General features: G+C 70.9%; 14 protein-coding genes and 1 pseudogene. 3 read left to right on the top strand and 12 right to left on the bottom strand.

The features are described 5' to 3' along the window. Window positions 1-239: 239 nt before the first annotated feature. Complete coding sequence (locus BLT52_RS17965) at window positions 240-764, top strand: Rieske (2Fe-2S) protein (protein ID WP_090595443.1); 525 nt, start codon at window positions 240-242, stop codon at window positions 762-764. Between the two features lie 240 nt (window positions 765-1004). Here BLT52_RS17965 and uvrA read toward each other — a convergent pair. Next, a pseudogene (uvrA, locus tag BLT52_RS17970) lies at window positions 1005-3887 on the bottom strand (excinuclease ABC subunit UvrA); the annotation flags it as partial. A 122-nt stretch (window positions 3888-4009) separates the two neighbouring features. On the opposite strand from uvrA, the gene BLT52_RS17975 reads away from it, so the two are divergent. Next, window positions 4010-4666 (top strand): MBL fold metallo-hydrolase, encoded by a 657-nt coding sequence (locus BLT52_RS17975; RefSeq protein WP_197679414.1) that lies wholly within the window; start codon window positions 4010-4012, stop codon window positions 4664-4666. A gap of 65 nt (window positions 4667-4731) precedes the next feature. Here BLT52_RS17975 and BLT52_RS17980 read toward each other — a convergent pair whose 3' ends face one another. The 7 genes from BLT52_RS17980 to polA form a co-directional block, all read right to left on the bottom strand. Further along, window positions 4732-5883 carry a TerC family protein gene (locus BLT52_RS17980; protein ID WP_090595447.1) on the bottom strand — a complete coding sequence of 384 codons (1152 nt, stop codon included), beginning with the start codon at window positions 5881-5883 and terminating at the stop codon, window positions 4732-4734. A gap of 222 nt (window positions 5884-6105) precedes the next feature. Continuing rightward, window positions 6106-8193, bottom strand: a complete 2088-nt coding sequence (uvrB, locus tag BLT52_RS17985) for an excinuclease ABC subunit UvrB (RefSeq protein WP_090595449.1) — start codon at window positions 8191-8193, stop codon at window positions 6106-6108. 119 nt (window positions 8194-8312) lie between these two features. Then, window positions 8313-9299, bottom strand: coding sequence for a hypothetical protein (locus tag BLT52_RS21110; protein ID WP_172803957.1), 987 nt, complete (start codon window positions 9297-9299; stop codon window positions 8313-8315). Then, window positions 9296-10672, bottom strand: coding sequence for a PrsW family intramembrane metalloprotease (locus BLT52_RS17995; protein WP_090595450.1), 1377 nt, complete (start codon window positions 10670-10672; stop codon window positions 9296-9298). Before BLT52_RS17995 ends, BLT52_RS21110 begins: the two co-directional genes overlap by 4 nt. A 135-nt stretch (window positions 10673-10807) precedes the next feature. Then, window positions 10808-11398, bottom strand: coding sequence for a dephospho-CoA kinase (gene coaE, locus BLT52_RS18000; RefSeq protein ID WP_090595452.1), 591 nt, complete (start codon window positions 11396-11398; stop codon window positions 10808-10810). A 117-nt stretch (window positions 11399-11515) separates the two neighbouring features. Continuing rightward, a complete protein-coding gene (gene rpsA / locus BLT52_RS18005) occupies window positions 11516-12985 on the bottom strand; it encodes a 30S ribosomal protein S1 (protein WP_090595453.1) in 1470 nt (489 codons plus the stop codon). 175 nt (window positions 12986-13160) lie between these two features. Continuing rightward, a complete protein-coding gene (polA, locus tag BLT52_RS18010) occupies window positions 13161-15899 on the bottom strand; it encodes a DNA polymerase I (RefSeq protein ID WP_407922634.1) in 2739 nt (912 codons plus the stop codon). Window positions 15900-15970: 71 nt separating this feature from the next. On the opposite strand from polA, the gene BLT52_RS18015 reads away from it, so the two are divergent. Continuing rightward, on the top strand, window positions 15971-16396 hold the full coding sequence (locus BLT52_RS18015; protein ID WP_090595457.1) for a PaaI family thioesterase: 426 nt from the start codon (window positions 15971-15973) through the stop codon (window positions 16394-16396). A gap of 15 nt (window positions 16397-16411) precedes the next feature. Here BLT52_RS18015 and BLT52_RS18020 read toward each other — a convergent pair whose 3' ends face one another. The 4 genes from BLT52_RS18020 to BLT52_RS18035 are packed head-to-tail and all read right to left on the bottom strand — an operon-like array spanning window position 16412 to window position 20673. Next, window positions 16412-17119 carry an ABC transporter ATP-binding protein gene (locus BLT52_RS18020; protein ID WP_090595458.1) on the bottom strand — a complete coding sequence of 236 codons (708 nt, stop codon included), beginning with the start codon at window positions 17117-17119 and terminating at the stop codon, window positions 16412-16414. Beyond that, window positions 17112-17993, bottom strand: coding sequence for an ABC transporter ATP-binding protein (locus tag BLT52_RS18025; protein WP_269457571.1), 882 nt, complete (start codon window positions 17991-17993; stop codon window positions 17112-17114). Before BLT52_RS18025 ends, BLT52_RS18020 begins: the two co-directional genes overlap by 8 nt. Then, a complete protein-coding gene (locus BLT52_RS18030) occupies window positions 17990-19702 on the bottom strand; it encodes a branched-chain amino acid ABC transporter permease (RefSeq protein WP_090595460.1) in 1713 nt (570 codons plus the stop codon). Before BLT52_RS18030 ends, BLT52_RS18025 begins: the two co-directional genes overlap by 4 nt. Further along, window positions 19699-20673 (bottom strand): branched-chain amino acid ABC transporter permease, encoded by a 975-nt coding sequence (locus BLT52_RS18035; RefSeq protein WP_090595461.1) that lies wholly within the window; start codon window positions 20671-20673, stop codon window positions 19699-19701. The genes BLT52_RS18030 and BLT52_RS18035 overlap by 4 nt, the downstream gene beginning before the upstream one ends. Window positions 20674-20722: the final 49 nt, after the last annotated feature.

The following is a 20722-nucleotide window of genomic DNA, read 5'->3' on the forward strand; positions in this document are numbered from 1 at the left end:
GGTCGGGCCACCTGCTGCGGCAGCCCGGGGGAACGGCTCGGCTGGGACCGTCGGGTCGGACGCGGGCGTCCCGGTCGGCGTGCGGGGGTCGGGGGTGGAGACGAGGAGTGGTCGGATGACAGCACAGGCCGGCCGACGGCCGCAAGGACCCCCGCCGCGCCGTGGACGCCCTGGGCTCCGTGGAGGTCGGACGAGCGACCTACCATCGCAGCAGGAACCACGCCCACCCTGGAGGAACCATGACGCAGCCCCGGACCACCACCAGCCGACGTGCGCTGCTCCGCGGCGGGGGGATCGCCGCCGTGGCCCTGGGCGGTGGTCTCACCGCCTGCGCGGCCGAGCAGCCGACCGCGGGCAGCCCCTCGGACCCGGCCGGCTCGGCTGCCGCGACGCCGGGTCCGTCGGCCGGCTCGACCAGCCCCAGCGCCTCCGCGGCCCCGAGCGCCACGGCGTCACCCAGCGCCGCGGCACCCACGGGTGGGGTGCAGGTGGCGGCGGCCCAGGTGCCGGTGGGCGGGGGCACCATCCTCGAGGACGCGGACTACGTGGTCACCCAGCCCGAGGCCGGGCAGTTCAAGGCGTTCTCCAAGATCTGCACCCACCAGGGCTGCCCGGTCAGCGACGTCGCCGAGTCCGAGATCGTCTGCTTCTGCCACGGCTCGGCCTTCTCCATCAGCGACGGCTCGGTGCTCCGGGGACCCGCCGACCAGCCGCTGGCCGAGACCCCGGTGACCGCCTCGGGCGACCAGCTCTCCATCGGCTGAGCCGGCTCGTCGAGGCGGCCCCGGCGGGCCGAGCGGTCAGGCGGCGGCGGTCTTGCGCGACCCCGTCTTCTTGGCCGTCTTCGCGGCGGTGGTCTTCTTGGCCGGAGTCTTCGTGGCCGCGGCCTTCTTGACCGGCTTCGTCCCGACGCCGTTCTTGGCGGCGGCGGACGCTCCGGCGCCCCTCCCCCGCGGACCGGCTGTCACCGGCGTCGAGCTGGCCTCCTCCGGCGTCAGCTCGCGGACCGGCACCTCACGGCCCTCCAGGAGCGGCCGCAGGAAGAACCCGGTGTGCGAGGCCTCGTGCGCGGCCACCTGCTCCGGGGTCCCCTCGATCAGCACCTGACCACCGCGTGACCCGCCCTCGGGACCCATGTCTATCAGCCAGTCCGCGGTCTTGATGACGTCCAGGTTGTGCTCGATCACGATCACCGAGTTGCCGGCGTCGACCAGCCGGCCCAGCACGCCGAGCAGCCGGCGGATGTCCTCGAAGTGCAGACCCGTGGTCGGCTCGTCCAGCACGTACAGGGTGCGCCCGGTCGAGCGGCGCTGCAGCTCGCTGGCCAGCTTCACCCGCTGGGCCTCACCGCCGGACAGGGTGGGTGCCGGCTGGCCGAGCCGCACGTAGCCCAGACCGACGTCGTTGAGGGTGCGCAGGTGCCGGGCGATCGACTGGATCGGGGCGAAGAACTCGGCGGCCTCCTCGATCGGCATGTCGAGCACCTCGGCGATCGTCTTGCCCTTGTAGTGCACCTCGAGGGTCTCCCGGTTGTACCGGGCGCCGTGGCAGACCTCGCACGGCACGTACACGTCGGGCAGGAAGTTCATCTCGATCTTGATGGTGCCGTCGCCGCTGCAGTTCTCGCAGCGTCCGCCCTTGATGTTGAAGGAGAAGCGGCCCTGCTGGTACCCGCGGACCTTGGCCTCGGGGGTGTCGGCGAAGAGCTTGCGGATGTTGTCGAACACCCCGGTGTAGGTGGCCGGATTGGACCGTGGCGTGCGGCCGATCGGTGACTGGTCCACGTGGATGATCTTGTCGATCTGCTCGGTCCCGGTGATGGAGCGGTGTCGCCCGGGGACCTCCTTGGAGTTGTAGATCCGCTTGGCCAGCGCGGTGTAGAGGATCGAGTTCACCAGCGTCGACTTGCCCGAGCCCGAGACTCCGGTCACCGTGACCATCTGGCCCAGGGGGAAGGAGACCGTCACGTCACGCAGGTTGTTCTCGGTGGCCTCGTGCACGGTGACCTCGCGGCCGGGCAGCCGCGGCCGCCGCTCGGTCGGCAGCGCGATCTCGCGCCGGCCCGACAGGTAGGCCCCGGTCAGGGACTCCTCGCTGGCGTACAGCTCCTCGACCGGTCCGGAGACCACCACCCGGCCACCGTGCTCGCCGGCACCGGGACCGATGTCGACGGCCCAGTCGGCGGCCCGGATGGTGTCCTCGTCGTGCTCGACCACGATCAGGGTGTTGCCGAGGTCGCGCAGCCGCACCAGCGTCTCGATCAGCCGGCGGTTGTCGCGCTGGTGGAGGCCGATGCTGGGCTCGTCCAGCACGTAGAGCACCCCGACCAGGCCGGAGCCGATCTGGGTGGCCAGCCGGATCCGCTGGGCCTCACCACCGGACAGGGTGCCGGCCGGGCGGGACAGCGAGAGGTAGTCCAGGCCGACGTCGAGCAGGAAGGTCAGCCGCTCGTTGATCTCCTTGAGCACCCGCTCGGCGATCTGCTTCTCGCGCGGCGACAGCTCCAGCGAGCGCAGGAAGGTGGCTGCCTCGTCGATGGACATGTCCGCGACCTCGGCGATGGTGCGCCCGCCGACGGTGACCGCGAGCGAGGAGGGCTTGAGCCGCGCCCCGCCGCAGGCGGTGCAGGGCACCTCGCGCATGTACCCGGCGAAGCGCTCCCGGGAGGAGTCGGTCTCGGCCTCGGCGTGACGCCGCTTCACGTAGGGGATGACGCCCTCGTACTGGGCGCTGTAGCGGCGCTCGCGGCCGTAGCGGTTGCGGTAGCGGACCAGCACCTGGTCCCCCACGCCGAGCAGCAGCACCTGCACCGCGTGGGCGGGGAGGTCGCGCCACGGGGTGGAGGTCTCGAAGCCCTCCGCCGCGGCCAGGGACTGGATCAGCCGGTGGAAGTAGTCCGCGACGTGGGCGCCCTGCCAGGGGGCGATGGCGCCCTCGTCGATGCTCAGCTCGTCGTTGGGGACGACCAGCTCGGGGTCGACCTCCATCCGGGTGCCGATGCCCGAGCACTCCGGGCAGGCGCCCCACGGGCCGTTGAAGGAGAACTGCCGCGGCTCGAGCTCGTCGATGCTGATGTCGTGCTCGTTCGGGCAGGCCATCTTCTCCGAGTAGCGCCGCTCGCGCTCGGGGTCGGAGGGGTCCAGGTCGACGAAGTCCACCGCGACCACCCCGCTGGCCAGCCCCAGGGCCGTCTCGACCGAGTCGGTCAGCCGCTGCTTGGCGCTGGCCTTGACCGCCAGCCGGTCGACGATGACGTCGACGTCGTGCTTCTGCTGCTTGTTGAGCGTGGGCGGCTCGGTCAGCTGGTGAACCTCGCCGTCGACCCGGACCCGTGAGAAGCCCTGGGTGGCGAGCTGGCGGAAGAGGTCGACGTACTCCCCCTTGCGGCCACGGACCACCGGGGCCAGGACCTGGAAGCGGGTGCCCTCGGCAAGACCCATCAGCCGGTCGACGATCTGCTGCGGTGACTGCCGGGAGATGGGCTCGCCGCAGACCGGGCAGTGCGGGTGGCCCGCGCGGGCCCAGAGCAGGCGGAGGTAGTCGTAGACCTCGGTGATGGTGCCCACGGTGGAGCGCGGGTTGCGCGAGGTCGACTTCTGGTCGATCGAGACCGCCGGGCTCAGACCCTCGATGAAGTCGACGTCGGGCTTGTCCATCTGACCCAGGAACTGCCGGGCGTAGGCCGACAGCGACTCGACGTAGCGGCGCTGACCCTCGGCGAAGATGGTGTCGAAGGCCAGGCTGGACTTGCCCGAGCCGGAGAGGCCGGTGAACACGATCAGCGCGTCCCGCGGGAGGTCGAGCGAGACGTTGCGGAGGTTGTGCTCGCGGGCCCCGCGCACGACGAGACGGTCACTGGGGATGAGGCGGTCATTCACTCGAGCCATGCTATGCGGGGCTCCTGACAGTTTCCCCATCGCCGCCGGTGGCTACTGTCTGGCCGAGGAGGTCGACCGCCTCCTGCACGCACGGGCACCCTGCCGAGAGGACCACGATGAGCGCGCACGAGCTGCCGATCGGCCACGTCGAGCCCGGAGGACCACCGCTGCGCCAGCAGATCACCCTCGAGGTGGAGCTGGTCAAGGTGTCGGTGGGCGAGATGGACAACAACGCCTACCTGCTGACCGTCAGGGACGAGACCGTGGTCATCGACGCGGCGGCCGAGCCGCAGCGCCTGCTGGAGACCCTCGGCGGCCGGCCGGTCCGCACCGTCGTGACCACCCACCGCCACTCCGACCACGTCGCCGCCCTGGCCGCGGTAGCGGAGGCGACCGGCGCCCGGCTGGTCTGCGGCGAGGCCGACCTGGCGGCCATCGAGGAGGCCACCGGCACGACCCAGCAGCCGCTCCGGGACGGCGGCGTGGTCCCGCTCGGGCTGGGGACCCTCGACGTCATCACCCTGGTCGGGCACACCCCCGGGTCGGTGGCCCTCGGACTGCGCGTGGTGGAGGGTCCGGACCACCTCTTCACCGGCGACAGCCTCTTCCCCGGCGGACCGGGCCGGACCCAGAGCCCGGAGGACTTCGCCTCGCTGATGGAGGACCTGGAGTCCAAGGTGTTCCGCCACTACGACGACGACACGGTGGTGCACCCCGGTCACGGCGACGACACCACCCTGGGCCGGGAGCGGCCCCACCTCGCGGAGTGGCGCGCCCGGGGCTGGTGAGGCACGGCCCCCCGCGACCACGACGACGGCCCGCCCCCTGCCGGGGACGGGCCGTCGTCGTCGAGTCAGGAGGAGCGCCGCGGTCCCTGCTGGTCCGAGGTGTGCTCCTCGTGGGAGGAGACCGGCGGGTCGACCAGGTCGCGGGCGTCCAGGGCGGTGCCGTCGACCTCGTCGGGGGTGGTCACCTCGGCGGAGTCCCGGGCGGTGTCCTCGACGAAGCGGGACTTCACCAGGCTGGCCACCGTGGTGAGCAGCAGGACGCCGATGATGACCGTGAGCGACAGCCAGATCGGGATCTCGCCCTCGGCGGGCAGGGTGATCACCCAGTCGTGCATGGCGGTCATCGCGCCGCCGATGACGGGCCAGTCGCCGTACTGACCGGCCTCGTGCATGGCGTGCAGCACCAGCTTGACGCCGATGAAGGCCAGGATGATCGACAGGCCGAGCGACAGGTAGACCAGGCGCTTCAGCAGGCCGCCGATGAGGAAGTAGAGCTGGCGCAGACCCATCAGGGCGAACACGTTGGCGGTGAAGACCAGGTACGGCTCCTGGGTCAGGCCGTAGATCGCCGGGATCGAGTCCAGCGCGAAGAGCAGGTCGGTGCTGCCGAGGGCCAGGATGACCAGCGCCATGGCGGTGAGGACCCGCTTGCCGTCGACGTGGGTGAAGAGCTTGGTGCCGTGGTACTCGTCGGTGAAGGGCAGCCGCTTGCGGGCGAACCGCACCAGGGCGTTCTCGGACTCGTCCTCGTCCTCGTGCTTGCTGTAGTCGATGACCAGCTTGACGGCGGTGTAGATCAGGAAGGCGCCGAAGATGAAGAAGATCCAGGAGAAGCGCTCGATGGCCACCGCGCCGACGGCGATGAAGAGGCCGCGGAAGATCAGGGCCAGCACGATGCCGACCATCAGGGCGAACTGCTGCAGGTGCCTGGGGACCTTGAGCGAGCCCATGATGATGATGAAGATGAAGAGGTTGTCCAGGGACAGGCTGTACTCGGTCAGCCAGCCGGCGAAGAACTCACCGGCGAACTGCGGACCCGAGAACCCCCACACCCCGAGGCCGAAGACGATCGCCAGCGCGACGTAGATGCCGACGAAGAGGCCGGCCTCCTTCATCGAGGGTTCGTGCGGCCGTCGTCCGATCACGAGGATGTCGATGGCCAGCACGGCCACCAGGACGACGGCGGTGATCACCCAGGTGTAGAGGTGGATGTCCATGCAGGTGCTGCCTTCCGAGAGCTGAGGCGGGTCTCGGAGGTCTCTTCCACCGGCTGCACCGAGCCGGCCCACGGCACCGGGTCCGCGCCCTGCGCAGCGCGCGGGAACCGATCCGTGATGACGATGCCGAAGTCAGGGAATACTCCCCTCCGGTGGTCAAACTACCGCAGCCCCCGGAAGATTCCCGCACGGCGGCACGCGGAGGACGCCGGGGACGAACCCTCAGCGGTTGGCCTCCAGCATCTGGCGCAGCTCCTTCTTCAGCTCCTGGATCTCGTCGCGCAGCCGGGCCGCCACCTCGAACTGCAGGTCCCCGGCGGCGGTGTGCATCTGGGTGGTCAGCTGCTGCACCAGGTCGGCCAGGTCGGTGGCCGGCATCTGCACCAGGTCGCGCTTGTGGGCGCCCAGCTCCGGCACCGGCGAGCGCTGCTGCTTGCGGCTCATCCCGGCCCGGGCCATCACGTCGGCGGTGTCGGCGTCCTCGCGGGCCAGCATGTCGGTGATGTCGGCGATGCGCTTGCGCAACGGCGTGGGGTCGATGCCGTGCTCGAGGTTGTAGGCGATCTGCAGCTCGCGGCGACGGTTGGTCTCGCTGATGGCCGACTCCATCGAAGGCGTGATCTTGTCGGCGTACATGTGGACCTGGCCGTTGACGTTGCGGGCGGCGCGGCCGATGGTCTGGATGAGCGACTTGTCGCTGCGGAGGAACCCCTCCTTGTCGGCGTCCAGGATGCTGACCAGCGACACCTCCGGCAGGTCGAGGCCCTCACGCAGCAGGTTGATGCCGACCAGCACGTCGTACTCGCCCATCCTGAGCTCGCGGAGCAGCTCGATCCGGCGCAGGGTGTCGACCTCGGAGTGCAGGTAGCGGGTGCGGACGCCGTTCTCCAGCAGGTAGTCGGTGAGGTCCTCCGACATCTTCTTGGTCAGCGTCGTCACCAGCACCCGCTCGTCGCGGTCGGCCCGCAGCTTGATCTCCCCCATCAGGTCGTCGATCTGGCCCTGGGTGGGCTTGATGATGACCTCGGGGTCGATCAGGCCGGTGGGGCGGATCAGCTGCTCGACGAAGCCGTCGGAGCGCGCCATCTCGTAGTTGCCGGGGGTGGCCGAGAGGTAGACCGTCTGCCCGATCCGGTCGACGAACTCCTCGAACCGCAGCGGCCGGTTGTCCATCGCGCTGGGCAACCGGAACCCGTGCTCGACCAGCGTCCGCTTGCGCGACATGTCGCCCTCGTACATGCCGCCGATCTGCGGGATGGTGACGTGGGACTCGTCGACCACCAGCAGGAAGTCCTCGGGGAAGTAGTCGAGCAGGCAGTTCGGGGCCGACCCGGGCTCGCGTCCGTCGATCGGCTGGGAGTAGTTCTCGATGCCCGAGCAGGTGCCGATCTGGCGCATCATCTCGATGTCGTAGGTGGTGCGCATCCGGAGTCGCTGGGCCTCCAGCAGCTTCTGCTGCGACTCCAGCTCGGCCAGCCGCTGCTCGAGCTCGTGCTCGATCCGGGTGATGGCCGACTCCAGCCGGTCCGGACCGGCGACGTAGTGGCTGGCCGGCATCAGGTGGACCTGCTGGTCCTCCGAGAGCACCTCACCGGTCAGCGGGTGCATGGTGCTGAGCCGCTCGATCTCGTCGCCGAAGAACTCGACCCGGACCGCCATCTCCTCGTACTTGGGGAAGACCTCGAGGGTGTCCCCGCGCACGCGGAAGGTGCCGCGGGTGCCGGCCAGGTCGTTGCGGGCGTACTGGATGTCGACCAGCCGGCGGAGCAGCAGGTCGCGGTCGATCTGCTGCCCGACGTCGAGGGTGATCATCCGCTCGATGAACTCCTCGGCGCTGCCCAGGCCGTAGATCGCGGACACCGTGGCGACCACGACCACGTCGCGGCGGGTCAGCAGCGAGTTGGTGGCCGAGTGCCGCAGCCGCTCCACCTCCTCGTTGAGGGAGGAGTCCTTCTCGATGTAGGTGTCGGTCTGGGGGACGTAGGCCTCGGGCTGGTAGTAGTCGTAGTAGGAGACGAAGTACTCCACCGCGTTCTTCGGGAAGAAGTGGCGCAGCTCGTTGGCGAACTGGGCGGCCAGCGTCTTGTTGGGCTGCATCACCAGCACCGGGCGCTGGAGCTTCTCGGCCAGCCAGGCCACGGTGGCGGTCTTCCCGGTGCCGGTGGCCCCGAGCAGGACGACGTCCTGCTCACCGGCGGTGATCCGGCGCTCCAGCTCGGCGATGGCGGTCGGCTGGTCACCGGAGGGCTCGAAGTCGGCCTCGACCCGGAACGGGGCCACCTGGCGCTGCAGCTCTTGGATCGGACGCATGCGAGGAGCCTACGACGGGGCTCCGACAGTTCTGAGCGGTCGGGTCCTGCTCGGCGAACACGGGGGTGGGCGCCGTCAGGCGCCCACCCCCGTCCGGTCCGTCCCTGCGGGACCCGGGCTCAGAGGTCCTCGAGCATGGACAGGGTCATCGCGGTCCAGTCCTCCACCGCCTGGTCGTCGCTGCCCGACGTGGTGGCCAGCGAGCCCATCGCCAGCACGCCCTCGTCGTTGATCCCCAGCAGCGAGATCACGACGATGGTGGTGCTCCCGCTGCCGCTGGAGTCGGTGAGCATCACGGCGCCGATGGCGGAGTCCAGGCCGCCGCCCAGGCCGGCGTCCTCGGGCGCCGCCACCACCTCGGCGTCGGCGAACTCCTTGCCGAGCTGCTCGTGGTAGCGGGTCAGCACCGTGGTGGCCGACTGACCCTCCAGACCGTCGGCGGACTCGGCCAGCACGACCTCGGTGCCGTTGCTGAGGGAGACGTAACCCTTCTGCTCCTGCTCGACCGTCCAGCCGTCGGCCAGGGTCACCGAGACGCCGTTGCCGAGGTCGACCTCCTCACCGCCACCGCTGGGCTCCTCGCTCGGCTCCTCGCTGGGCTCCTCCGAGGGGGTGGCGTCGGGCGTGGGCTCGCTGGGCTCCGGGCTCGGGTCGGGGGCGGGCGCGGACGTGCTCGGGACCGGCGACGGAGGGACCACGTCGTCCTGGCCCGTCAGCGCCCAGATGATGCCACCGATCGCCGCGACCAGCACCAGGCCGGCAACCACGATGCCGATCAGCAGCAGCGGCGACCGTCCGCCTCCACCGCCGGTGGGCGGCTGCGGCTGGTAGCCACCCTGCCCCGGCGGGAACCCGCCGCCCTGCGGGGGGTAGCCGCCCTGCGGGGGATAGCCGCCCTGCGGGGGGTAGCCGCCCTGCTGGGGCGGGTAGCCGCCCTCCTGAGGCGGGTAGCCACCCTGCTGAGGCGGGTAGCCACCCTGGGACTGCCCGAAGGAGGGACCTGGCCCACCCTGGGGGGGTGGGCCGCCCTGCGGCGCGCCGAAGGCGGGCTGACCGGGCCCGGCCTGCGGCTGCTGGGGGTTCTGGCCCCACGGGGTCTGGCTCATCGCTCGGCCTCCTGGTCGAAGAAGCTGTCCGAACCGGGCTCACCGCGGCCCGGCGGTCGGGCTGCCGGGCCGGCCCCGCCCGGGGGTGGCGCGGCGGAGGCGGCGGGCCGCTCGCCGGCCTGCGGCGGCGAGCCCTCCGCGGTCACGGCCTCGGTGGCCGGCGCCTCTGCGGCCGGCGCCGTGGTCCCGGGGGCCCCGGCGGTGGCGTGCACCCGGTGCCGCTCGGGGTGCAGCGACTGCTGCACCCGCAGCGCCGCCCCGCAGGCGTTGCAGAAGACGGCGTGGGACACCAGCGGCATCTCGCAGCGGCGGCAGAACTGCAGCTCGGCCTCCCCCAGCTCCTCCCGGGCCTCGGCCTCCAGAGCGGCCTCCATCAGGCCGTGGTGCAGGACGTTGCGCACCCGCAGGATCAGCACCGCGGCGATCAGCAGGCCCCAGATGACGCTGAGCAGCACGCCCAGGGTCGGGCTGCCGACGAAGCCGAAGAGGTAGACCCCACCGCCGTAGAGGACGTTGGCCACCACCGCCTCGAGCAGACCGCGCCAGTAGCGCGGGGTGAACCCGTCGTAGCCGCGGCCCAGACCGGAGAACTCCGCGCAGGCGATGCCCGTGGCGGTGCCCATCACGATCGGCTTGACGAAGCCCTCCAGGAAGATCAGCGACGCCCACATGCCCGGCTCGTCGGTTCCCACCCCGCCACCGGTGACCAGGTCCCAGTGCTTGACCACCGTGTCGAAGGAGGCGTAGGCGACCCCGGAGATGATGCCGAAGGTGAGGCCGTCCATCAGGTCGTCGAAGTGCGGACGGCTGGCCAGCAGCAGCGGGCCGACCTGTCGCAGGGCCTCCCCCACCAGCGGCACCAGCAGCGCGGCGAGCAGGAAGTCGGTCACCTGCGGGCCCGGGCCCAGCAGACCGCCCCCGGAGGCGTCGATCCCGCCCAGCCGGAAGGTCTCGCCGCGGAGCATGGTCCAGGCGATGGTGAAGAGAAGCGAGAGGGCACCGGTGAGGACGAAGGCGAGCGCCACCACGGGCACCGGCTCGTCCTCCCAGAGGTTCACGTCGTAGAGGTAGACGATGTAGACGATCGGGATGGCGAAGGCGGCGATCATCACCGCCAGCGGCAGCGCCCCGAAGATCGCCGTGACCAGCGCCAGGGTGAGGGCCACCACGAGCGCCAACCGGTAGGTCTGCGGGTGCTCGGAGACCCCTCGCGGCATGATGGTGGAGACGAGGGAGAACGAGGCCACCGGCTCGTCGGGCTTCACCGCGAAGGACTTCCGCCGGCTGACGTCGGTGCTTCGGACGTCGAGGCCACAGTGGTGGCAGAAGTGCGCGACGTCGGGCAGCTGGGTCTGGCAACGTGGGCAGTCCACGTGGCACCTCCTGGGTCCTCTGGCGGGCCGGTCGCGCCCACCGCCCCCAGGGTGGCGCATGGCGGGGTGAGGCAGCCCGGTCGGCCTCGCCGGCCAAGGTCTCGATTGCGTAACGTCTCCGCCGGACCGGCAGGGTCAGGTGGCCGACCGCTCCCGCCACCACCGCACCACCTGGGCCCGCAGCTCCTCCGGCGTCCCGTCGTTGTGCCACACCACGTCCGCCGCGGCCAGCCGGGTGGCCCGGTCGGCCTGGGCGGCCACCCTGGCCCCGGCCTGCTCCTCGTCCAGGCCGTCGCGGGCCCGCAGCCGGCGCAGCTGGGTCGCGGGCTCCACGTCGACCACCAGCACGGTGCCGAAGGCGTCCTGCTGACCGGTCTCGACCAGCAGCGGGATCACCTGCACCACGAGCGCCCCTGGCGGTGCCGCCGCCTCCCGCTCGGCGGCCAGCGCGCGCACCCGGGGGTGCACGATCGCCTCGAGGTCGCGCCGGGCCGCCGCGTCGGCGAACACCACCCTGCCGAGGGCCGGCCGGTCCAGCGCGCCGTCGGGGCGCAGCACGCCCGGTCCGAACCGGTCCACCACCTCGGCGAGGCCGGGGGTGCCCGGAGCCACCACCTCGCGGGCCAGGACGTCGGAGTCGACCACGACGGCGCCGAGCTCCTCCAGCACCGCCGCGGCGGCGCTCTTGCCCGAGGCGATGGCTCCGGTCAGTGCGGTGCGCGGCATGCTCCCGATCGTAGGACCGGGGCGGCGGCCGGGACCGCTCCGGGTGGCGGGAACGGCCGAGGGCCCCTCCACCGGGTGGTGGAGGGGCCCTCGGGCCGGGTCAGACAGCGACCTGGGTCAGCTGCCGCCGCCCGTGAGCTTCTCGCGCAGGGCCTGCAGGGCCTCGTCGGAGGCCAGCGAACCGACCTCGTCCGGGGTCTCCGTGCTGGCGACCGGTGCTGCGGAGGAGTAGGAAGCCGCAGGCGCCGTGGCGGCGGTCTGGTCGGCGTTCTCCGCCTCCTCCACCTGACGCTTGTGGGCCTCCCAGCGGGAGTGCGCCTCGGCGTACTGCTGCTCCCAGGCGTTCCGCTGCTCGTCGTAGCCTTCCTTCCACTCCTGGGTCTCCGGGTCGAAGCCCTCGGGGTAGAGGTAGTTGCCCTGGTCGTCGTAGGACGCGGCCATGCCGTAGAGGGTCGGGTCGAAGTCCTCGGCGGCGACGTCCAGCCCCTCGTTGGCCTGCTTGAGCGACAGCGAGATGCGGCGACGCTCGAGGTCGATGTCGATGATCTTGACCATGACCTCGTCGTTGACCGTGACTACCTGCTCGGGGATCTCGACGTGGCGCTCGGCCAGCTCCGAGACGTGCACCAGTCCCTCGATGCCCTCCTCGACGCGCACGAACGCACCGAAGGGGACCAGCTTGGTGACCTTGCCGGGCACGATCTGCCCGATCTGGTGCAGGCGGGCGAAGGCCTGCCACGGGTCCTCCTGGGTCGCCTTCAGCGACAGGGAGACGCGCTCGCGGTCCAGGTCGACGTCGAGCACCTCGACGGTGACCTCGGTACCGACCTCGACGACCTCGGACGGGTGGTCGATGTGCTTCCAGGACAGCTCGGAGACGTGCACCAGGCCGTCGACGCCACCCAGGTCCACGAAGGCACCGAAGTTGACGATGGAGGACACGACACCCTTGCGGATCTGGCCCTTCTGGAGCTGGGTGAGGAAGTTCTGGCGGACCTCGGACTGGGTCTGCTCCAGCCACGCACGACGCGACAGGACCACGTTGTTGCGGTTCTTGTCGAGCTCGATGATCTTCGCCTCGAGCTCCTGACCCACGTAGGGCTGGAGGTCGCGGACGCGACGCATCTCCACCAGCGAGGCGGGGAGGAACCCGCGCAGGCCGATGTCGATGATCAGACCACCCTTGACCACCTCGATGACGTGGCCGGTGACCACGCCGTCCTCCTCCTTGATCTTCTCGATCGTGCCCCAGGCGCGCTCGTACTGAGCCCGCTTCTTGGACAGGATCAGACGACCCTCCTTGTCCTCCTTCTGCTGGACCAGGGCCTCGATCTCATCACCCACGCTGACCACGTCGAACGGGTCGACGTCGTGCTTGATGGAGAGCTCCTTGGAGGGAATCACCCCCTCGGTCTTGTAGCCGATGTCGAGGAGGACCTCGTCACGATCGACCTTGACGACGGTTCCGGTGACGATGTCACCGTCGTTGAAGTACTTGATGGTGGCGTCGATGGCCGCCAGAAAAGCTTCCGGGGACCCGAAGTCGTCGACTGCGACCTGTGGGGCTGCCTCGAGGGAGGACGTCATGTAGTAGGGCTCCGATTGGGACTGCGTGGACGGTGCGCCGCGACCGGTTACACCGGCGGGACGGTCTCAGCAGGGACCGGGACCCGACCCGGAGTGCGGACCCTACTCGGTACGAGGGCACGCAGGAAGCAGCGGTAGGCAAGCCTATCCCTCGGGGCCGGGACCGGCAAGCGGGTCAGTGCGCCGCCTCGAACCAGGAGCGCCCGACCCCCACCGAGACGTCCAGCGGCACGTCCAGCTGCATGGCTCGGCCCATCTGGGTGCGGACCAGCTCCTCGAGCTGCTCCCGCTCACCCGGTGCCACCTCGAGCACCAGCTCGTCGTGCACCTGGAGCAGCATCCGGCTGCGCAGCCCCTCGGCCACCAGGGCCCGCTCGACGTTCAGCATGGCCACCTTGATGATGTCGGCGGCCGATCCCTGGATGGGGGCGTTGAGGGCCATCCGCTCGGCCATCTCGCGGCGCTGGCGGTTGGAGCTCATCAGGTCGGGGAGGTAGCGGCGCCGGCCCAGCAGCGTCTCGGTGTACTCGGTGCGCCGGGCCTGGGCCACGACCCCCTGGAGGTAGTCGCGGACGCCGCCGAAGCGCTCGAAGTACTCCTCCATCAGCCCCTTGGCCTCGGCGGTGTCGATGCCCAGCTGCTGGCTGAGGCCGAAGGCGCTGAGGCCGTAGGCCAGGCCGTAGTTCATCGCCTTGATCTTGGCCCGCTGCTCCGGGCCGACCTCCTCCGGCGCGACCGCGAAGACCCGCGAGGCCGTCACGGTGTGGAAGTCCTCCCCGCTGCGGAAGGCCTCGATCAGCCCCTCGTCGGCCGAGACGTGGGCCATGATCCGCATCTCGATCTGGGAGTAGTCGGCGGTGAGCAGCGACTCGTGGCCCGCACCCACCACGAAGGCGCGGCGGATGCGGCGGCCCTCCTCGGTCCGGATCGGGATGTTCTGCAGGTTGGGGTCGGTGCTGGAGAGGCGGCCGGTGGCGGCGATGGTCTGCAGGTAGGTGGTGTGGATCCGGGCGTCGTCGGCCACCGACTTGAGCAGCCCCTCGACCGTCTGGCGGAGCCGGATCGCGTCGCGGTGGGCCAGCAGGTGCGCCAGGAACGGGTGCTCGGTGCGGGCGTGGAGACCTTGGAGGGCGTCGGCGTCGGTCGTCCAGCCCGTCCGGGTGCGCCGGGTCTTGGGCATCCCCAGCTCCTCGAAGAGGACCACCTGGAGCTGCTTGGGCGAGCCGAGGTTGATCTCCTTGCCGAGGACGTCGTAGGCCGCCTGCTGGGCGGCGCGCACGCTGGTGTCGAACTCGGACTCCAGCTCGGTCAGGTAGTCGACGTCGACCGCGATGCCGGTGCGCTCCATCTGGCCGAGGGTGCGCAGCAGCGGGAGCTCGAGGTCGCGCAGCAGCCCGAGGGAGGCGCGCTTGTCCAGCTCCGCGTCGAGCACCTCGGCCAGGTCGATCACCGCGCGCGCCCGCACCATCGAGGCGCTGGCGGCGACGTCGGTGCCGGAGTCGTCGTCGCCGAGCTCGGGGTCGGCGAAGTCCAGGGCGTCCTGGGCGCTGTCGGCCGGGGCGGCGTCGACCCGGAGCTCACGCTTGAGGTGGCGCACGCAGAGGTCGGCCAGGTCGAAGGTGCGCTGGTCGGGGCGGAGCAGGTAGGCCGCGAGCTGGGTGTCGGACTCGAGCCCGCCCAGCTCCCAGCCTCGGGACCACAGGGCCAGCAGCGGGCCCTTGGCGTCGTGCAGGGTCTTCTTCTGCTCGGGGTCGGCCAGCCAGCCGGCCAGCGCCTCCTCGTCCTCGGGCGACAGCGCGGAGGCGTCCACCCAGGCGGCGGCACCGGCCACGGAGGCCACGGCGAGTCCGGCCACGTCGCCCGCACCGGAGCCCCAGTGGCCGATCACGTCCAGACCGCAGCGCACCCCGGCGGCGTGCTCGGCCAGCCAGCCGGCCACCTCGCCCGGCTGCAGCACCTCACCGACCACCTCGAACCCGCCCTCGGGCTGCGGCTCCTCCTGCGGGAAGGTCTCCAGCAGGCGGTCGCGCAGCACCCGGAACTCGAGGCTGTCGAAAAGCTGGTGGGTGGCCTCGCGGTCCCACTCGCGGCGGACCAGGTCGTCGAGGGCGACCGGCAGCTCGAGGTCGCGGACCAGCGCGTTGACCTGCCGGTTCACCCGGACCCCCGTCAGGTGGTCGCGCAGGGACTCCCCCACCTTGCCCTTGATCTCGTGGGCGCGGTCGAGGACGTTCTCCAGGCCGTCGTAGAGGGTCAGCCACTTCGCCGCGGTCTTGGGCCCGACCCCGGGCACCCCCGGCAGGTTGTCGCTGGTCTCCCCCACCAGGGCGGCCAGCTCGGGGTAGCGGGCCGGGGTGACCAGGTACTTCTCCTGCACCGCCTCCGGCGTCATCCGAGCCAGGTCGGAGACGCCCTTGCGCGGGTAGAGCAGCGTCACCCGGTCGCTCACCAGCTGCATCGCGTCGCGGTCGCCGGAGCAGATCAGCACGTCCATGTCGGCGGCCTGGGCCTGGGTGGCCAGGGTCGCGATGATGTCGTCGGCCTCCCACCCCTCGAGCTCGACGTGGACGATGTTGAGCGCGTCCAGCACCTCCTTGACCAGACCGACCTGGCCCTTGAACTCGCTCGGGGAGGTCGTCCGGTTGCCCTTGTACTCGGGGAAGACCTCGGTGCGGAAGGTGGTGCGGGAGACGTCGAAGGCCACCGCGATGTGGGTGGGGCGCTCGTCGCGGAGCACGTTGATCAGCATCGAGGTGAAGCCGAAGACGCCGTTGGTGTGCTGCCCGGTGACGGTGGAGAAGTTCTCCACCGGGAGGGCGAAGAAGGCCCGGTAGGCCACCGAGTGACCGTCGATCAGGAGCAGCCGGGGGCGCTCGGCGGCGGTCTCGGCGGGCGTCTTCGCTGCTGTGGTCACCACGTCGGTGACCCTACTGCGTGCCGCTGACAGTTCGCTGCGGCCGGGCGCGGCTCTGCCACAGTGGGGCCATGAGCGACGTGGAGCCCGGGTCCCTGCTGCCCGGCTGGATGGACGGCATGGTCAGCGCGCTGGACGCGAAGATGGGCCTGGAGCTGCTGGAGCTGAGCGCGGAGCGGGCGGTGGGGCGGATGCCGGTGGCCGGCAACACCCAGCCCTTCGGGCTGTGGCACGGCGGCGCCTCCTGCGTGCTGGTGGAGACCCTCGGCTCGATGGCCGCCCACGCCCACGCCCGCACCCTGGAGAAGGTCGCGGTCGGGGTGGACGTCAACGCCACCCACCACCGGGCGGCCCGGGAGGGCTTCGTCACCGGCACCGCCACCGCGCTCCGGCTGGGGCGCAGCGTGACCATGCACGAGGTGGTGCTCACCGATGACGCCGGCGAGCGGCTCTGCACCGCCCGCCTCACCTGCCAGCTGGTCCGCCCGGCGAGCTGAGGCGGCGCGGGGCGCTCAGTCCTCGCCGAGGTAGGCCCGGCGGACCCGGTCGTCGGTGAGCAGGTTCGCCCCGGTGTCGTCGAAGGCGATCAAGCCGACCTCGAGCACGTAGCCGTGGTCGGCCAGCGTCAGCGCGGCGTGGGCGTTCTGCTCCACCAGCAGGATGGTGACGCCCTCGGACTTCAGCTCGGCGATGGTGCTCATGATCCGCTTCATCATCAGCGGGCTGAGACCCATCGAGGGCTCGTCCAGCATCAGCATCCGGGGCCGGCTCATCAGCGCCCGGCCGATGGCCAGCATCTGCTGCTCACCACCGGAGAAGGTGCCGGCCGGCTGGTGCCGTCGCTCGGCCAGGATCGGGAACAGCTCGAAGGCGCGCTGCAGGTCCTTGCCGGTGCCGCCGCGGTCCCGGCGCGCGAAGGCGCCGAGCATCAGGTTGTCCTGGACGGTGAGCCGGGGGAAGATCCGACGCCCCTCCGGGGAGTGCGCCAGCCCCATCTGCACCACCTTGTGCGCCGGCACGGCGTCGATCCGCTGGCCGTCGAACCAGATCTCGCCGGACTCCGGCGGGTGCAGCCCGGAGACGGTGCGCAGCGTCGTGGTCTTGCCGGCGCCGTTGGTGCCCAGCAGGGACACCACCGACCCCTGGGGCACCGAGAAGCTGATGCCCTTCACCGCCCGGACGCGGCCGTAGGAGACCACCAGGTCCTTCACCTCAAGCACGGGGCTCCTCCTCCGGGGTCGGCTCGGACGCGGTGTCGTCCAGGACCGTGTCGTCGGCGCTGCCGATGTAGGCCTCGATCACCCGCGGGTCGGACTGGACGACCTCGGGGGTACCCTCCACCAGCACCTCGCCCCGCACCAGGCACAGCACCCGGTCGCACAGGTTGAAGATGAAGCGCATGTCGTGCTCGATCACCACCACGGCCAGCCCGGAGTCGCGGATCCGGAAGATCAGCTCCTCGGCCTGGCGGGTCTCCTGGGGGTTCATCCCCGCGGTCGGCTCGTCCAGCAGCAGCAGCTTGGGGTCGGTGGCCAGGGCCCGGGCGATCTCCAGCCGGCGCTGGTCGCCGTAGGGCAGGTTCCGGGCCAGGGTCTCCCCCACGTCGGGCATGCCGACGAACTCCAGCAGCTCCTGCGCCCGGTCGCGGGTCTCGGCCTCCTCGCGCCGGAACTTCGGCCCCCGAATGATCGAGGTGAACGGCCCGGACGAGGTGCGGCAGTAGCGCCCCACCATCACGTTCTCCAGGGCGCTCATGTTCTGGAACAGCCGGATGTTCTGGAAGGTGCGGGCCATCCCGGCCTGGACGACCTTGCGCGGCCGCGGCGGCAGGGCGCGGCCGGCGAAGGAGACCTGACCGGCGGAGGGCTTGTAGAGCCCGGTGAGGCAGTTGAAGAAGGTGGTCTTGCCGGCTCCGTTCGGGCCGATCAGACCGACGATCTCCCCGCCGTGGACGGCCATGTCGACCGAGTTGACCGCCACCAGCCCGCCGAAGCGCATGGTGACCCCGGCGGCCTGCAGCAGCAGCTCGCCCCTGGGGACGGTGTCGAAGGTGGCCTCGGGCTCGGGGGCCATGGCGTGGGCGGCGGTGGTCATCGTGCTCCCTCGGTCGTGGGGACGGTCGGGTCGATCTTGTCGGCCAGCTCCTCGTCGTCCTCGTGGAACTCCAGCTGGCGCTGCCGGCTGGCCACCAGACCCTCGGGGCGGAAGCGCATCATCAGCACCAGCAGGGCACCGAAGATGAGCAGCCGGTACTCGTCGACGAAGCGCAGCTTCTCCGGCATCAGCCGCAGCAGCACCGCGCCGAGCAGCACGCCGACGATGGTGCCCATGCCGCCCAGCACCACGGCCGCCAGCAGGAAGGCCGACTCCAGGAAGATGTACTGGTCCGGCGTCACGCTGATGTCGTGGTGGGCCCGCACCGCGCCGGCGACCCCGGCCAGGAACGCGCCGCCGGCGAAGGCGAAGAGCTTCAGCCCGAAGACGTTCACCCCCATCGCCTCGGCCGCCTTCTCGTCCTCGCGGATGGCCACCCAGCCACGGCCGATCCGGCTGCGGTTGAGGTTGTTGAAGACCACCATGATCAGCGCGATGACCAGCAGCAGCAGGAAGTAGTAGTTCGCGAAGCGCCCGATCTCGATGCCGAGGATGACGTGGGACTCCCCGAAGTCGTACCCGAAGAAGTTGAGGTCGGGCACCCCCGGGATGCCGTTGGACCCGTTGGTCAGGTCCGGGCCGTCCGAGCCGTCCAGGTTGATCATCACCAGCCGGAAGATCTCACCGAAGGCCAGCGTCACGATGGCCAGGTAGTCACCCGACACCCGCAACGTCGGCGAGCCGATGATCAGGCCCAGCAGCGAGGCCACCAGACCGCTGATCAGCACCGTGACGATGAAGGGCGGGTTCCAGCCGACCGCGCTGAAGGCCGACCCCGACAGGATGGCGGCCACGAACGCGCCCGCGCCGAGGAAGGCGATGTAGCCGAGGTCGAGCAACCCCGCCAGACCGACCACGATGTTCAGCCCCAGCGCGGTGGCCGCGAAGATCAGCACCTGGGTGGCGATGGACATGTTGGCCTCGGACCCGTCCTGGGTGAACGGGAACGCGAAGGCGGCCACGAACGCCGCCATCACCAGCACCGCGCGGTAGCGCCGGGTCTGCGCGGAGAACCACGGCCCCAGACCCACCCGCAGCAGGATCACCACCACGGTGACCAGGAAGACCAGCAGCGCCACGAAGATGCCGGGGTCGTCCTGGTCCAGGGCGTAGGCCACCGTGAGCAGGAGCACCAGCATGACCACGGCGATGGTGACGATGACCAGCCACGCCGGGGAGCTGACGCGGGCCACGGTGGGGGCGGGCGCGGGCGGCAGCAGCCGGGTGCCCACCAGGGCCACGACGGCACCGACGAGGGCCACCCAACCGCCGTACTCGACGTTGATCAGTCCACCGAGCTCGAGGGTGACGGCCAGCAGCACCACGGCGACGTAGACCGCGGCGCCGACCGCGGCCGCCTTGGCCCCGCCGGCGAAGGCGAACCACCGCGAGCGGCGCCCGGTCAGGAGCCGGCCGGAGAAGCGGACCCCGAGCAGGCAGACCAGCAGCAGCGCACCCAGACCGAGCCCGAGGAACTGCGTCGGCGACGGCCCACCGAGGTAGGTCATGTCGTCCAGGGCGTCCGAGCCGTAGGCCCAGGGCAGGTACGGGCTGCCGACGAGCAGCACGGCGCCGACCAGGGCGACGAGCCACCCCGTGCGCCCGTGCCGCTGCTGCAGCTCGGGGGTGAAGACAGTCGGGATCCTCATGCGCGGTCCACCACCTTGGCTCCGAGGAGGCCCTGGGGCCGGAAGACCAGCACCAGGATGAGCAGGGCGAAGGCCCACACGTCCTTCCAGGCCGAACCACCGAAGGTGCCCGGGATGTAGGCGGTGGCCATCACCTCGACCACGCCCAGCAGCAGCCCGCCGACGACGGCGCCGTTGATGTTGCCGATGCCACCCAGGACCGCGGCCGTGAAGGCCTTGAGCCCGGCCAGGAAGCCCATCCGGAAGTCGATGTTGGTGTACAGCAGACCGTGGGCGATGCCGGCCACCGCGGCCAGGGCCGCTCCGAGGGCGAACGCGATCATGATGATGCGGTCGACGTTGATGCCCATCAGCCGGGCGGTGTCAGGGTCCTGCGAGGTGGCCTGCATGGCACGACCGATCCTCGTCCTGTTCACGAAGATCCACAGGAAGACCCAGCACACCACCAGCGCCACCAGGGTGAACAGCGTCGCCCGCTGCAGCACCACCGGCCCGAGCTGCAGGGCGGGGCCGGACACCCCCTGGATCTCGGGGAAGCGGACCAGGGCCTTCGCGTCGGGCCAGTCCGGCCCGAGACGGATGTCGGTGAAGGGGATCTTGCCCCACATCAGGCGGACGATCTCCTGGAGCATCACCGAGATGCCGATGGCGGTGATCAGGGGGGCCAGCCGGGGGGCGTTGCGCAGCGGCCGGTAGGCCAGCCGCTCCATCAGCAGCGCCACCAGGACGGCCACCAGCATGGCGCCGACGATCATCACCGGCAGCATCCACCAGGCGGTGATCTCCGCACGCCCGATGACGATCCAGGTGGTCAGCGCCCCGAAGGCGCCGACCATGAAGATCTCGCCGTGGGCGAAGTTGATCAGCTGGATGATGCCGTAGACGACGGTGTACCCCACCGCGATGAGCGCGAACAGCGCACCCAGGGTCAGCCCGTTGAGGAGCTGCTGGGCGAAGTAGACGGGATCCAACGAACTCACTCCTGACGCAGTGGCGGGGGCGGGCCGCAGCCCGCCCCCG

It is taken from the genome of Auraticoccus monumenti (genome assembly GCF_900101785.1).
GTDB lineage: Bacteria > Actinomycetota > Actinomycetes > Propionibacteriales > Propionibacteriaceae > Auraticoccus > Auraticoccus monumenti.